12 protein-coding genes are annotated in these 15,089 nt (G+C 70.9%); 4 read left to right on the top strand and 8 right to left on the bottom strand.

Translation table 11 applies throughout. The features are described 5' to 3' along the window. Window positions 1-48: 48 nt before the first annotated feature. Window positions 49-1,167, top strand: a complete 1,119-nt coding sequence (locus ABZY12_RS00135) for an amidinotransferase (RefSeq protein WP_356886244.1) — start codon at window positions 49-51, stop codon at window positions 1,165-1,167. 69 nt (window positions 1,168-1,236) lie between these two features. On the opposite strand, the gene ABZY12_RS00140 is transcribed toward ABZY12_RS00135, so the two are convergent. Further along, complete coding sequence (locus ABZY12_RS00140; protein WP_356885423.1) at window positions 1,237-2,256, bottom strand: hypothetical protein; 1,020 nt, start codon at window positions 2,254-2,256, stop codon at window positions 1,237-1,239. 126 nt (window positions 2,257-2,382) lie between these two features. Between ABZY12_RS00140 and ABZY12_RS00145 the strand changes: the two genes are divergently transcribed. Continuing rightward, window positions 2,383-4,491: a TPM domain-containing protein gene (locus ABZY12_RS00145; RefSeq protein ID WP_356885425.1), complete on the top strand. Its 2,109-nt coding sequence runs from the start codon at window positions 2,383-2,385 to the stop codon at window positions 4,489-4,491. A gap of 86 nt (window positions 4,492-4,577) precedes the next feature. Continuing rightward, window positions 4,578-5,285, top strand: a complete 708-nt coding sequence (locus ABZY12_RS00150) for a PspA/IM30 family protein (protein WP_356885427.1) — start codon at window positions 4,578-4,580, stop codon at window positions 5,283-5,285. 8 nt (window positions 5,286-5,293) lie between these two features. Here ABZY12_RS00150 and ABZY12_RS00155 read toward each other — a convergent pair whose 3' ends face one another. From ABZY12_RS00155 to ABZY12_RS00175, 5 genes are all read right to left on the bottom strand, one after another. Then, window positions 5,294-7,861, bottom strand: coding sequence for a SpoIIE family protein phosphatase (locus ABZY12_RS00155; protein WP_356885429.1), 2,568 nt, complete (start codon window positions 7,859-7,861; stop codon window positions 5,294-5,296). Window positions 7,862-8,008: 147 nt separating this feature from the next. Continuing rightward, window positions 8,009-8,428: an ATP-binding protein gene (locus ABZY12_RS00160; RefSeq protein WP_356885431.1), complete on the bottom strand. Its 420-nt coding sequence runs from the start codon at window positions 8,426-8,428 to the stop codon at window positions 8,009-8,011. 142 nt (window positions 8,429-8,570) lie between these two features. Beyond that, on the bottom strand, window positions 8,571-9,002 hold the full coding sequence (locus ABZY12_RS00165; protein WP_356885433.1) for a (deoxy)nucleoside triphosphate pyrophosphohydrolase: 432 nt from the start codon (window positions 9,000-9,002) through the stop codon (window positions 8,571-8,573). 24 nt (window positions 9,003-9,026) lie between these two features. Continuing rightward, window positions 9,027-9,206 (bottom strand): SPOR domain-containing protein, encoded by a 180-nt coding sequence (locus tag ABZY12_RS00170; protein WP_356885435.1) that lies wholly within the window; start codon window positions 9,204-9,206, stop codon window positions 9,027-9,029. A gap of 302 nt (window positions 9,207-9,508) precedes the next feature. Further along, window positions 9,509-10,261 carry a GntR family transcriptional regulator gene (locus ABZY12_RS00175; RefSeq protein ID WP_356885437.1) on the bottom strand — a complete coding sequence of 251 codons (753 nt, stop codon included), beginning with the start codon at window positions 10,259-10,261 and terminating at the stop codon, window positions 9,509-9,511. 225 nt (window positions 10,262-10,486) lie between these two features. Here ABZY12_RS00175 and ABZY12_RS00180 point away from each other — a divergent pair, with 225 nt between their 5' ends. Then, on the top strand, window positions 10,487-11,827 hold the full coding sequence (locus ABZY12_RS00180; RefSeq protein WP_356885439.1) for a glycoside hydrolase family 18 protein: 1,341 nt from the start codon (window positions 10,487-10,489) through the stop codon (window positions 11,825-11,827). Between the two features lie 109 nt (window positions 11,828-11,936). Here ABZY12_RS00180 and ABZY12_RS00185 read toward each other — a convergent pair whose 3' ends face one another. After that, window positions 11,937-13,097: a DUF4190 domain-containing protein gene (locus ABZY12_RS00185; protein ID WP_356885441.1), complete on the bottom strand. Its 1,161-nt coding sequence runs from the start codon at window positions 13,095-13,097 to the stop codon at window positions 11,937-11,939. A 262-nt stretch (window positions 13,098-13,359) separates the two neighbouring features. Next, window positions 13,360-14,934, bottom strand: coding sequence for a S8 family peptidase (locus ABZY12_RS00190; protein ID WP_356885443.1), 1,575 nt, complete (start codon window positions 14,932-14,934; stop codon window positions 13,360-13,362). Window positions 14,935-15,089 lie beyond the last annotated feature (155 nt).

A 15,089-nucleotide genomic window follows, 5' to 3' on the forward strand; every position in this document is an offset into this window, starting at 1 on the left:
TGGCCGGTACAGCAAGTCACGGACTCTGTGAGGAAGGCGGTACGCGTGATGGCGGCGCCGGCCACGACGGACAGCATCGCGGAACCTCTCGTTTCGCCGGTCAGTTCGCACAACGAGTGGGACCCGCTGGAGGAGGTCATCGTCGGGCGCCTCGACGGCGCGACGATCCCCTCCGATCATCCGGTCGTGGCCTGCAACATCCCCCCGTGGGCGGCGCGGTTCCAGGGGCTCGCCGCAGGCTTCCGGTATCCGCGCAGGCTGATCGAGCCGGCGCAGCAGGAGCTCGATCAGTTCATCGTGCTGCTGCGGTCCCTCGGCGTCACGGTCACGCGCCCGGACCCGGTCGACCACAGGCAACGCTTCAGCACCCCCGACTGGTCCTCACGAGGGTTCTGCAACACCTGCCCGCGCGACAGCATGCTCGTGATCGGCGACGAGATCATCGAGACCCCGATGGCCTGGCCGTGCCGGTATTTCGAGACCCACTCCTATCGCACGCTCCTCAAGGACTACTTCCGGCGCGGTGCGCGCTGGACGGCGGCGCCGAGACCGCAGCTCACCGACGAACTCTTCGAGGCGAACTTCCGCACCCCCGGGCCCGACGAGCCCATGCGCTACATCCTCACCGAGTTCGAGCCGGTCTTCGACGCGGCGGATTTCGTGCGCGCGGGACGGGACCTCTTCGTCACGCGGAGCAACGTCACCAACCGCATGGGCATCGACTGGCTGCGCCGCCATCTGGGACCCGGCTACCGCATCCACGAGATCGAGAGCCGCTGTCGCACCCCCATGCACATCGACACGACGTTCCTGCTGCTCGCGCCCGGCAAGCTGCTCGTCAACCCCGAGTACATCGACGTCGACCGCCTGCCCGACGTCCTGAGCTCGTGGGACGTGCTGGTCGCGCCCGAGCCCGATCCGCTCGACGAGCGCCTGCTCAAGATGACCTCGCTGTGCGGCAAGTGGCTCAGCATGAACATCCTGATGATCGACGAGAAGCGGGTGATCGTGGAGCGGCACCACACCGCGATGCTGCGCGCGCTCGAAGGATGGGGCTTCGAGCCGATCCCGTGCGACCTGCTGCACTACGCGCCGTTCGGCGGCTCCTTCCACTGCGCGACGCTCGACGTCCGGCGCCGCGGCACGCTGGAGTCGTACTTCTCCTGACTCACCCCCTGTCCTCGTGGCTCCGCCTTTCTCGTGGCTCCGCCTTCGCCCGACCGCCCTTTCCGGAGCTCAGTGCCAGCCCTCGCGGTAGGCCGTCCAGTCGCCTTCCTCCGCGGCGAAGTCGACGTAGAGCGCCACGCCGAACCGTTCGCGATCCCGGTCCGTGCGCCCGAGGCCCAGGCGGGTGCCGCGGATGGCGGCCTCGACGGTCTCCGCCGACTCGTGGTGACCGAGGTCGTCCTCGTGGAAGAAGGGCAGACCCATCAGCAGGTCGGTGTCCTCCGGCGTGACTTCGAGGGCCAGGCTGGTCTGCTGGGCGACATAGCCGCCGTACAGGCCCTCCAGCGGCATCCAGGTGTCGTAGGACATGACGGCGATCTGGTCGACGCGGCGGGCCACCTGGCCGAAGAACTCCTGCGACCACCACTTCTCGCTGCCGGTGAGCCCGCCGACCACGGTGTGCGCCGCCGGCAGCGGGTCTATCTGGTGGGCGGCGACGGACAGCGGCACCTTGCGGGCCTTCGTCAGCTTCCCCAGGTCGTCGAGGAGGGAGAGGTAGTGCTCGTCGTCCGAGTGCAGGGGTTCCAGGTCGAAGTGGACTCCGTCGAAGCCCGCGTCGAGGATCTGGCGGGTCGAGCCCACCACGGCCGCCCGGGAGGCCGCGTTCTCCAACCGCAGCCCTTCGGGGCCCTCGGTGGCCAGGATGTCGCCCAGCCAGGCCTGGACCCGGATGCCCGGCATCGTCCGGTGCACGCTCTCGATCAGCCACTTCGCCCGTGGGTAGCGGGCGGCGGGGAGCGTGCCGTCGTGTTCGAGCGGTCCGGCGTGGACGTACAGGTCGCGTATCCCGGTCCCCTTGATCCGGGCGGCGAACGCCTTGAGGTCGGCGTCCTTCTTCCGTCCGTCCACCCAGGCGTGGCCGAGCCAGATGGCGTCCTTGCCGCGCGTCAGGGTGCCCTCCTGGAGATCGCCCGCGTAGTTCATCCGCAGCGCGAGCGCGCTGCCGGCCGTCGGCACCAGCAGAAGGAGCACGAGGCCGAGGACGATCCAGCGTCCCCGCCGCCACCAGCCGCGCACGCGTGTGTTCATCCGAGCCCCCGAGATTCCCGTCGTCGTGATCATCACCGTAGAGGCGACCACTGACAGTGACGCCCTGGCCGGGGATACGGGTTCCGCCCGGTCGCGGGCGACTAGATCGGGACATAACCTCCCCATGTGACGCGAATAGCCACCCGAGCCCTTCTCGCGGTGCTGGTGGCGGCGTGGTGGCTGATCGTGCCCGCCGTTCACGGCGCCCGTGCCGACGACCCCGTCGTGCTGTCCCGCGAGGGTCAGATCACCGACAGGGTCGGGGCGCTGGGCGACCGCCGCGCAGCGGTCATCCAGGCCCTGGACCGGCTGTACGACGACAGACGGGTGCAGCTCTTCGTCGTCTACGTACGCGACTTCTCCGGCCGCTCGGCCGGGAGCTGGGCCGACGCCACCGCCGACCGCAACGGTCTGGGGGTCGACGACGTCCTGCTCGCGGTGGCCACCCACGACCGGCAGTACGCCTATTCGGCCGATCCCGCCTCCCGTTTCACCCAGGCCCAGCTCGACGACGTGGCGCAGACCGCCATCGAGCCGGCGCTGCGCCAGAACGACTGGGCCGGGGCGGCGATCGGCGCGGCGAACGGCCTCGACGCCGTACTCGCCGGACAGCCGGTTCCCACTCCCACGATCACGCCGGGCGCCGCCGATCCGGGCGGGGCGGGCGACGAGGGCGGCTCGGCGACGGACCTGGTGCTGCCGCTCGTTCTCGTCGGCGGGGCGGGGGCCGTGGCGGCCTACGCGTACACCAAGCGCCGACGGCGCACGGAGACCCGCACGACGCCGCAGGGCGGGCAGGCCGGCTGGGGCGCGCCGAAGGAGCCCGCGCAGCCTTCGCTGGACGAGCTGGACGGACGAGCCCGGCAGGAGCTGGTCGCCACCGACGACGCCGTACGCACGAGCCAGGAGGAACTGGGCTTCGCCACCGCCCAGTTCGGCGAGGCGGCGGTGGAGCCGTTCACCGAGGCCGTGGCCTTCGCCAAGGAGGAGCTGACGGCCGCTTTCCGGCTGCGGCAGCGGCTCGACGACGCGTTCCCTGAGGACGACGCCACACGCCGCTCCATGCTGGAGGAGATCGTCCGGCGGTGCGGCGAGGCCAACGCGCGACTGGACGGGGAGGCGGAGGCCTTCGACGAGTTGCGGGCCCTGGAGCGCCGTGCCCCCGAAGCGCTGGAGACGGCCGAGGCGGCGTTCCGCGAACAGACCGGGCGGGTCGCCACGGCGGAGGCGACGCTCACCGCGATGCGCGAGCGGTACGCCGAGACGGCCGCCTCCCCGGTCGCGAGCGACGTCGAGCAGGCCAAGGACCGGCTGGTCTTCGCGACGACCAACCTCGACCAGGCCCGGCAGGCGATCGACGCGGGCGACAACGGCGCCGCGGCCGTGCACATCAGGGCGGCGGAGGGCGCCGTCGACCAGGCGGCGCGGCTCGGCGAGGCGGTGGACCGGCGGGCACGGGAGCTCGCCGAGGCGGTGGGGAGACTGCCGACCGCGCTGAACGAGACCGAGGCCGACCTCGCCGACGCCCGCGGCCTGCTCGAGGGCACGGCGGAAGCGGTCTCCACCGCCGACCTGCAGGGCCGCATCGCCCGGGCCGAGACCGTGGTCGCCGATGTGCGGCGGACGGTGGACGCGGGACGCTACGACCCGATCGACGCGCTGCGGCGGGTCGAGGAGGCCGACGCGGCGCTCGACGAGGCGCTGGAGGGCGCGCGGGAGCGCGAATCGGGAACGCGGCGCGCCCGTGCGCTCCTGCAGCAGGCGATGCTGACCGCTCGCTCGGCGATCGGAGCGGCCGCCGACTACGTCACGACGCACCGCGGGGCGGTGGGGAGTGAGGCCCGTACCCGCCTGGCCGAGGCCCAGCGCCGGCTGGAGGAGGCGCGGGCGCTGGCCGCCGCCGAGGACCCGCAGGGCGCGCTGGCCGAGGCCCGGCAGGCGGACGCGCTGGCCCAGCGGGCGCAGGACCTCGCCGAGCAGGACGTCCGTATGTATGGGAACCCGAACGGCTTGGGCGGTGTAACAGGGGTGGGAGGTGGCGGCGGGCTCGGCGGTGCGGTGCTCGGCGGCATCATCCTCGGCGGACTGTTCGGGGACGGAAGAGGAGGCGGCCGCCATGGCGGGGGGTTCGGCGGAGGTTTCGGTGGAAGTTTCGGCGGGGGCGGAAGGGGCGGTCCCGGCAGCTTCGGCGGCGGGGGGACTCGCGGCCGGCTGGGCGGCGGCGGCCGTTTCTGACCCCGTCGACCTCACCGCGTTCATCGCGCTCACCGCGCTCGTCTCGTTCGTCTCGTTCGTCTCGTTCGCGTTCAAGGAGAAGGAACATGAGCAAGCAGACCATCCTCGGCCGTGTCGCCCAGCTGGCGAAGGCCAACATCAACGCCTTGCTGGACCAGGCCGAGGACCCGCAGAAGATGCTGGACCAGCTGATCCGCGACTACACCAGCAACATCGCGGAGGCGGAGCAGGCCGTGGCGACGACCATCGGCAATCTGCGGCTGATGGAGCAGGACCACCGGGAGGACGTGGACGCGGCGAAGGAGTGGGGCGAGAAGGCCCTGGCCGCGAGCAGGAAGGGGGACGAGCTGCGGGCCGCCGGACAGACGGCGGACGCGGACAGGTTCGACAACCTGGCGAAGGTGGCGCTGGGCCGCCAGCTCCAGTCGGAGAAGGAGGCGCGGACGGCCGAGCCGACGATCGCCTCCCAGACCGAGGTGGTGGAGAAGCTCAAGGCCGGCCTGGACCAGATGAAGAACAAGCTCGGCGAGCTCAAGGCGAAGCGCGACGAACTGGTGGCGCGGGCCAAGTCCGCCCAGGCGCAGAACCAGATGATGGACGCGGTGAAGAACATCGACGTCATGGACCCGACGAGCGAGCTGAGCCGCTTCGAGGACAAGGTGCGCCGCGAGGAGGCCAGGGCGATGGGCAAAGAGGAGTTGGCCGCCTCCTCACTGGACGCCCAGTTCGAGCAGCTGGACGCACTCGGCGACAGCGCGGAGATCGAGGCCCGGCTCGCGGCGCTCAAGGGGTAGGGGGCCGGTCAGAACATGCTCAGGAGTTGCTCCACCGTCGGCTCGGCGACGCCGTCGCCGTCCGGGAGGGGAAGTTCGAACCAGACCGTCTTCCCCCGAGGAGTGCGGCGCGAGCCCCAGGCGGCGCTGAGCAGTCCGACCAGTTGCAGTCCACGGCCGCCCTCGTCGGTGTCCCGGGCCCGGCGGCGCCTCGGCTGGACCAGGCCGGCGTCCCAGACCTCGCAGACCAGGGTGCGGTCGCGCAGCAGCCGCAGCCTGATCTCGCCTTCGCCGTACCGCAGGGCGTTCGTCACCAGCTCGCTGACGAGCAGCTCGACGGTGTCGACGAGGGGTTCGAGATCCCAGGCGGTGAGCTGGGCCCGGGCCAGTTCGCGGGCCCGGCCGACCGATCGGGGTTCCCTCGGCAGCCGCCAGTCGCCCACCGCGTCGGAGGGGAGCCCCTGGATACGGGCCATGAGGAGGGCGATGTCGTCCTCCCCGTGCTGGGTGTCCAGGGTCGTCAGGACGTGGTCGCACACGTCCTCGAGGGGCCGGGCGGGGTCGGCGAGCGCGCTGCGGAAGGCGCTCAATCCCTCGTCGAGGGGGTGGTCCCGGGACTCGACGAGTCCGTCGGTGTAGAGGGCGAGCAGGGAGCCCTCGGGCAGTTCGACCTCCACCTCCTCGAAGGGCTCGCCACCGACGCCGAGCGGCATCCCCGGGGGCACGTCGAGCAGCAGCGCCGCCTCGCCGGGTTCGACGAGGACCGGGGGCAGATGGCCGGCGTTGGCGAAGGTGCAGCGCCGGGTGACGGGGTCGTAGACGGCGTAGACGCAGGTGGCGAGGTAGACCTCGGAGAGTTCGGGTCCGCGGGCCTTGTGGGCGCGGGCGCTCTGCTGGGCGCCGGCCGGGGCGCCGAGGCCGCGGGCGATCTCGTCGAGATGGGAGAGGACCTCGGCGGGTTCGAGGTCGAGCTGGGCCAGGGTGCGTACGGCGGTGCGCAGTTCCCCCATGGCGACGGCCGCCCGCAGTCCGCGGCCCATGACGTCGCCGATGACCAGGGCGGTGCGGTGGCCGGGGAGTTCGATGACGTCGAACCAGTCGCCGCCGACCTCGGTGGCCGTGGTGCCGGGGAGATAGCGGCAGGCGATGTCGAGGCCGGCGGCCTCGGGGTCGCCGGGCGGGAGCAGGCTGCGCTGGAGGATGAGGGCGCGTTCGTGTTCGCGCCGGTAGAGACGGGCGTTGTCGATGCAGACCGCGGCGCGGGCGGCCAGTTCGACGGCGAGGGCCCGGTCGCGTTCCCCGAAGGGCTCGCTGCCCTTGGTACGGGAGAACTGCACGAGGCCGACGACGATGTCGTGGGCGACCATCGGCACCACGAGGGTGGACCGGACGAGGCCGCCGTCCGCGCCCGGCATGGTCCGTATGCGTCCGGTGCGCAGGGCTCCGGCGCAGGGCGAGTTGAAGGGGTAGCGGTGGACGGAGCCGACCTCGACGGGGTCGGTTCCGCAACAGCCGTCGCCGTGGGCGGTGTCCGGGGTCCTGGTCGGGGTGTCGGAGACGGCGCTGGCGACGGCGACCCGGCGCAGTTCGGCGCTGCCCGCTCCGTAGCCGACGTCGTGAGAGCTGCCCCACCGTCCGGGCGGAGCCTCGTCGCCGGTCAGCAGCCCTTGGTAGAGGTCCACGGAGGCGAGGTCGCAGAAGCCGGGTACGGCGACGTCGAGGAGTTCGCGGGCGGTGGCCTCCAGGTCGAGGGAGTTGCCGATGCGAGCCCCGGCCTCGTTGAGCAGGGCCAGATTGCGGCGGGCGTTGGCCGCCTCGCGGGCGGCGTTGTGCCGGCGGGTCACGTCGATGCCGAGCCCGGCGACCCCGATGGGCCGGCCCGTGCCGCTGTGTACGCGGTAGAGGTTGATGGACCAGTGGCGTCGGTCCGTGGAGCCGGGGGCCGCGCCGACGATCTGGAGTTCGGTGACGGCCTCGCCGGTCTCCAGCACCCGCTGGAGGGCGGCGGTCATCCGCTCGGCCTCGGTGTGCGAGAGGTAGTCGTGGACGGTACGGCCCCGGTGATCGTCGGCCGATCCGCCGAAGACGGTGGCGAAGCGCTGATTGGCGCGCTTGACGGTGAGGTCGGTGCCGAACAGGAGAAAACCGAAGGGCGATTGGCCGAAAATAGCCTGCGAGGCGGCGAGGTCGGTCTCGATGCGCCGCAGCGCGCGCACATCGACGACGATGCACAGCGCGGCCCGTTCCCCGGCGGAGGTCTCGCTGGGCATGACGTACATCTCGGCGATTCCCTCGGGGCGGTTCTGCCCCGGTATACGGAAGGGGACGAGGCCCGTCCACTCCTTGCCGTCGAGGATCTCCGCGACCCGGCGGCGGCCACGTTCGCGCAGGTCCGCGGGCATGAAGGCTTCGACCGGATCCTTGCCCATCGCCTCCTCGGCGGGCACGCCGAAGAGGTCGACGGCCCGCCGGCTCCACTGGTCGACGAGCCCGTCGGGCCCTATCGAGAAGGAGGCGACCCTGATGTAGTCATAGATCGAGCCGGGCGGGCTGCTCTGCCACACGACGCCGCTCGCCGTCTCAGGTATCTCGCTCACGCGACCGTCCCCTCCAGCTCACCGCACCGGACCGGCCATGCCCGCAGTATTCAGCACTACGGCCCCCGACGGCACGACGTTCACGATCACAGGGTGGTCTCGTTCATTTTGAGCCGAGCCCCCGTTGATCGTTGTCCCAACCCTCTTCTAACCAGGCAGAGCCAGCTCGAACCACACTGTCTTGCCCGTCCTGCCCTTGCGGGTGCCCCAGCGGCGAGCGGAACAGGCCACGAGCTGGAGGCCGCGGCCGCCCTCGTCATCAGGTCCGGCGGAGCGTTCGGTGGGCGGATCCGGAAGCGGATCGGAGACTTCCACGAGGAGGGCCGGGGGTTGGCCGGAGTCCTCGCCGTCGGTGTGGAGGAGGGCCAGCCGCACGCCGATGGGGCCCGAGGCGTAGCGAAGGGAATTGGTCACCAGCTCGCTCACCAGCAGGACCGTGACGTCACCGATCACCGCGTCGAGCCGCCAGGCCCGGAGCGTGTCGCGCACCGCGTGGCGGGCGGTGCGCACGGCATTCGCCTCCGCCGGAAAGTTCCATTCGGCGCAGTCGCCATCGGTGTCGATCACGCCCGATCACTTCCCCAGCCCAGCATCAGCAGGAAGGCCCACGTCCTATTTCGGGGGGTTAATCAGCACATACCCGATATTCAGGGCGGGATATCGCGAGCAGGGGTGCCGTAGGCGCACGGTGGCACGAACGGCGTAGAGCTCAGCCGCGCACTCCGTCCGCCGGGACGGCCGGCAGCCGCAGCCCGGCCTCGGCGACGGCGGGGCGGTCCTGGTCGAGCCAGTCGACGGAGGCCAGCTCGTGGCGGGCCAGCCAGCGCAGCTCGTCGTGGTCCTCCAGCGGGCGCGGTTCGCCGGAGAGCACGCGGGCGGTCCACACCTGAAGCACATAGCCGGGCTTCAGCGGCCACTCGCCTGGGATGCGCTCGCCGGGCTCGGTCTCGACGCCGAGTTCCTCGCGCAGTTCACGGACGAGGGCGTCCTCGGCGCTCTCCCCCGGCTCGACCTTGCCGCCGGGCAGCTCCCAGCGGCCGGCGAGCTCGGCGGGGGCGCTGCGGCGCGCGGCCAGCAGGCGCCCCCGGTCGTACACGGCTCCGGCGACCACGACCACGTGGTCCGCGCTGCTCTCTGTCATGGGCCGGAGCGTAACCCGCGGGGCTCAGACGGCGGGCTGTCCGATGCGCTCCACCCAGTAGAGCTGCTTGTGTCCACGGTCGTCGAGGCTGTCGGCGATCTTCTGGGCCTCGTCCTCGGTCGCGTACCGTCCGACGCGATAGCGGTTGCCGTTGTCGTCCTGGCGTATGACCAGCCAGGAAAGGACAGGGCCACTGTCGGTCATCGGGCTTCTCCCTCCGCCGGTCCGGGCGTCTCTAAGGATCTCCAGGAAACCGCAATCCGCATATGCCCGAGCCTACGCCTGACCTTTACACAGCGGATATGGATTTTCACAAAGAGAGACGAATCCGGCCGGGAACCGACGGAGGGAGGCCGAAGGTCATGCCCCGGAGCTCGACTCGCCGGCACGTGCGCAGCGCGAGAGCGGCGGCAAGATAAAGGAAGGCGAAAAAGATGAGGACGCGGGAAGTTGAGACGCCCTCACGTGGGATCACTCGGCGCGGACGCGACCGTCCGCCCGCCGGGTCACCGCACGGGCAGGTGGTACGCGATCCGGTAGCGGTCGGCCGGAACGACGACATCGGCGGTCTCCACCGCCCGCCCCGAGGCGTAGTACGTCCGCTCGACCACCATCACCACATGGCCGGGCACCCCGCCGAGCGCCAGCAGCTCCTCCGCGAGGCCCGGACGGGCGCCGACCTCCTCCACCACGTTGTCGACGACCACGTCGATCGCCGCCATCCGCTCGACGACCCCACAGCCGCCCAACGGCCCCTCCTCGGGAAGCATGACGGGCGTCCGGCCGGTGACCGCGAGCGGCTCCCAGGAGGTGGAGAGCATCATCGGCTCACCCGCGTCCCGGTAGACGTACCGCGTGCGCATCACGCGCTCCCCCGGCTCGATGCCGAGCCGGGCCGCCACGGCCGCGCTCGCCTGCTCCTGTTCGCTGTCGGACTCCCAGGTGCCGCGCGCGCCGTCGGCGGCCTGCTCCTGCCGGAAGGGGCTGGCGCCGGACGGCGGCCGGTACCCGGAGCGGGCGATCCGGCGCGGCACCGGCCTCTCCCGTACATACGTCCCCGAGCCGGATCGGCCCTCGACCAGACCTTCGGCCATCAGGACCTTGCGGGCCTCCAGGGCGACGGTGTCCGAAACGCCGTACTCCTCGCGGATGCGCGCCTGCGAGGGCAGTCGGGTGTGCGGCGGCAGCGAGCCGTTGGCGATCTTCTCCCGGAGATCGCTCGCCACGCGGAGATAGGCGGGCTGCTCACCGAACGTCACTGGACACTCCCCTCAGGTTGACGGACAGCTACAGCCTGACAACCCTGGGTGTCCACCCGCAAGCATGGGCCAAAGTTTCACTCGAAGTGATGACTTGCGTTTAGGGACAGCCTTACCGCGAGTATGGCCAACCAATCCATCCAACCCCTTGCGCTCTATTGGTCCAGACCAATACTTTCCTGTGCAGCACAGCTCCCTTCCGGCACACGCACAGGAACGAGCCTCATGCGTCGAACACCCCTTGCCCGACTGACGATCGCCGCGGTGTCCCTCGGCCTCATGGCCGCCTTCGCGCCCGCCGCCGACGCGTCCCCGGCCCCCCACCACGGCGAGCGCCCCTCGTACAAGCGCGTCGGCTACTTCACCCAATGGGGCGTCTACGGACGGAACTTCCAGGTCAAGGACTTGGACACCAGTGGCACGGCGGCCAAGCTCAGCCACATCAACTACGCCTTCGGCAACGTCGGCGCCGACGGCAAGTGCTTCACCGGCAACGTCCCCGGCGAGGCCGACGCCTGGGCCGATTACGTACGCCCGCTGGACGCGGCGGGCTCGGTCGACGGGGTGGCCGACACCGCCGACCAGCCCCTGGCCGGCAACTTCAACCAGCTGCGCGAGCTCAAGGCCAAGCACCCGGGCCTCAAAGTCATGATCTCGCTGGGCGGTTGGAGCTGGTCGACGCACTTCTCGGACGCCGCGCGCACCCCCGCCTCCCGCAAGGCGTTCGTCTCCTCCTGCGTCGACCTCTACATCAAGGGCAACCTGCCCACCGACGGCGCCCGCGGCGGCGCGGGGGCCGCCGCCGGGCTCTTCGACGGCATCGACCTCGACTGGGAGTGGCCGGGGTCCGCCGGTGACGTCGACACCGTCTTCCGCCCCGAGGACAAGCAGAACTTCACCGCGCTCGTACGGGAGTTCCGCACCCAGCTCGACGCGTACGCCGCATCCCGGAAGGAGAGGGGCAAGCGCAAGCACTACGAGCTGACCGCGTTCGTCCCGACCGCCCCCGCCAAGATCGACGCCGGCTTCGAGGTCCGCAAGATCATGCGCGACCTGGACTTCGTCAATCTCCAGGGATACGACTTCCACGGCTCCTGGGAGTCCACCACGGCGCAGCAGTCCGCCCTGTTCGCGAAGAACGACTTCAGCGTCGACCAGACGGTCGACGACTGGCTGCGGCGCGGCGCGCCCGCCCGCAAGCTCGTGGTCGGCATGCCCTTCTACGGCCAGGGCTGGACGGGCGTCACGGGTGGCGGCGACGGACTCGGACAGCCGGCCACCGGCCCGGCTCCGGCGACCTGGGCGAACGGTTACGAGGACTACAAGGCCCTCAAGAAGCTGGCCGACTCGGGAACGTACACAGTGCATCGCGACCGGAAGAACGGTCACGCCTGGCTGTTCGACGGGACGACCCTGTGGACCTACGACGACCCACAGGTGCTGCGCACCAAGTCGGCGTACGTACGGGCCAAGGGGCTCGGAGGCGCGATGTTCTGGTCGCTGGACGGAGACACCCCGGACGGCGAACTGATCACGGCGGTCGACCGGGTCCTCGGCCACCGCTGAGACGCGTGTCGCACGCGCGCGTGGACCGGGCCGTCTTCGGCCCGGACGAGGCGGGGCCGGGTCTCCCGAAGGAGACCCGGCCCCATCCGCTCACCCGAGGGCGCGGTACTCAGGCGGACGACGTACCGGACTCCCTCTGCCCGGCCAGCCCCAGGGCCGCGCGCGCCTTGGACTCCGCGCCCCAGGTGGTCAGGTCGTACGCCGTGTCGTAGTGCTCCCAGAAGGCGTCCTCGTCGGACGCCTTCGCCAGCTCGTCCCACTCCTCGGCGGCCGCGTCCAGCTCCTTGACCATCTCGGCCACGGGGGCGGCCGAGGCGCCCGGCCAGCGATGGCCCTTCAGACCCTTGCTCGCGGCGGTGAGGGCGTCACGGACCTCGGCCGCCCAGGCCGTGTTGGCCTTCAGGTCCTTGTCCGCCGGCTCCTCCGGCTCCGCGAACACGGCGATGTCGACCGGGTTGAGGGACTTGAGGAAGTGGGCCTGGTGGGCGTCGAGCGTGGTCTCGTCATTGCGCAGCGAACCCTTGACCGGTGCGCCCTCGCTGACGAAGGAACAGGTCACGGTCCGGTCGCCCGCTCGCCAGCTCTCTCGGGTGGGCAGGTGGTAGTACGTCCAGATGTCCTCCGGGATCGCCCAGGAGTCCCACGCGTACGCGTAGCCGATCTCCTCGCAGCGCTGCCCCGCGAGCCGGTCGAGCGGCTTCTCGCCCGGCCAGCCGGTGAACCCGGTGACCGGGAAGGTGCCGGTCACCTCGCCCTCGTGCTCGCCCGCGCAGTCCACGACCCCGATCTCCGAGGTGTCCGACTCCAGCTCGCCGTCGACGTCGTAGCACTGGCCGGTGCGCAGCGAGAGGGCGGACTGGGAGCGGGCCGCGTCCTCCATGCCCGCCTTGAAGTCCGTCCACATCTGGCCGAAGCCGCCGGTCACGAGACCGACGACCATCAGAAGGGAACTGATCGAGGACAGGACGATGCCCGCGACCGCGAGCCCCTTGCCCGTCTGCCTCCTCTTCTTGATCTGCGGCAGGGCGATCAGGCCGAGGACCAGTCCGAGGGGCGGGAGGCAGCAGAGAATGCCGGACACCAGCGACCCGACGGCCAGTCCGTTGGTGCCGGGCGACGGGGTGCCGTAGGGGCCCGGGCCGGGCCCGTAGGGGGTGCCGTACGGGCCGTAGGGCGCGGGCGGGCCGTAGGGGCCCGGGGTGTGAGGCCCAGGAGCCGGCCAGCCTTGCTGAGGCGGCGGAGAATCCTGCGGCGGCTGGGTGGGCTCCACGAGTAGGTGCTCCTGTTGGCGCGGGCGGTACGAACATACGATCGGGCGCGCGCATCGTACGCGGGGCGTGGGGCCGGCTCGCTACGCGGGTGACGGATACGGGCTCCCGTACACCGCGCGATGAGCATGACGAGGGGGCGGTCGTCCGCCGACGACCGCCCCCTCACTCATGTGCACCTCTCACGGGCGCCACTCATGTCCGCCGCTCGTGGGCGAGGACCCATGTGCGACGACTCATGTGCGACGACTCCTGCGCGACGACTCAGAACTGGAGCGCCCAGGAGTCGATCTTCCCGGTGTCGTAGTTCGCGTTGTCGCTGACCCGCAGCTTCCACGTGCCGTTCGCGACCTCCGAGGAGGCGTTGACCGTGTACGTGGTGTTGATGTTGTCCGCGCTGCCGCCGGAGCCGTACGCCTTCAGCGTGTACGCCGTACCGTCGGGGGCGATCAGCTGGACCTGGAGGTCACCGATGTAGGTGTGAACGATGTTCACGGGCACCTGCAGGGTGGAGGGCGCGTTGCCCGCGACACCGCTGACGGTGACCGGGGACTCGACGGTCGCGTTGTCGGCGATGGCGTAGTCCGCGGTGTTCTCGAACTTCTTGCCGGGCGGCGGGGTGGTGCCGCCGTCACCGATGTACAGCAGCTTGTTCGGCGAGCCGGTGCCCGGGCTCGTCACCACGTTCGGCGTGGCGGCGTCGGTCAGCGCCGTCGACACCTGGGCCGGGGTCGCCGTCGGGTTGCCCGCGAGGTAGACCGCGGCCGCGCCGGCGACGTGCGGCGTCGCCATCGACGTACCGGAGATGGTGTTGGTGGCGGTGTCGCTGGTGTTCCAGGCCGACTTGATGGACGAGCCGGGCGCGAAGATGTCCAGCACGCTGCCGTAGTTGGAGAAGCTGGAGCGGGCGTCGGTGTTGGTCGTCGAGCCGACCGTGATGGCCTCGGAGACCCGCGCGGGCGAGTAGTTGGAGGCGTTGGAGTTGTCGTTGCCCGCGGCGACGGCGTACGTGACGCCGGACGCGATCGAGTTGCGCACGGCCGTGTCGAGGGCGGAGTCGACGCCACCGCCGAGGCTCATGTTGGCGACGGCCGGCTTCACGGCGTTGCGGGTCACCCAGTCGATGCCGGCGACGACCTGCGCGGTCGTGCCGGAGCCCTGGTTGTTGAGGACACGGACGCCGACGATCTTGGCCTTCTTGGCGACGCCGTGGGCGGACCCGGCGACGGTGCCGGCGACGTGCGTGCCGTGGCCGTGACCGTCCTGGGCGACGTTGTCGTTGTCGATGGCGTCGTAGCCGTTGGCGGCGCGGCCGCCGAAGTCGCTGTGGGAGATCCGTACACCGGTGTCGATGATGTACGCCGTCACGCCCTGGCCGGCGCTGTCCGGGTAGGTGTAGCTCTGGTTCAGCGGAAGGGCCCGCTGGTCGATCCGGTCCAGGCCCCAGGAGGGCGGGGAGGGCTGGGTGGCGTTGATCGTGAAGACGCGGTTCTGCACGACGGACTCGACCGCTGGGTCGGCGGCGAGCTTCTTGGCCTGCGCCTCGGAGAGCTCGACGGAGTAGCCGTTGAGCGCCGAGGTGTACGTCTTCTTGATCTTCGCGCCGTACTCGGCCGCGACCGCTCGGCCTTTCGCCGACTCGGCCCGGGCGGACTCGTCGAGGGTGACGATGTAGCTGCCCGCGACCGTTCCGGGGGCTCCGGCGTTCTGGATGACACCTTCCGGGGCGGCCTCGGCCGCGGTGGCCGGGAGGGCGGAGACGGTGCCGAGGGCCAGGGCGGCGACGGCTATGGCGCTGGCCGCGGCGAGTCTGCGCCGCGAATCACGCATCACTGACATGTGAGGGATCCTCCTCATTGGTGGTGCGCTGCTGTGGGGGACGGCATGCGCATGTCAAAGCGGCGCGTACAGGGCCACCGTGAGGTGTCCTCACCGTTTCGAGCATCCGGCTGCCGAGCGAAAGATTGGCGGATCCATAGGAATCACACAAGACC

This window comes from Streptomyces sp. NPDC006551 (assembly GCF_040611675.1).
GTDB lineage: Bacteria > Actinomycetota > Actinomycetes > Streptomycetales > Streptomycetaceae > Streptomyces.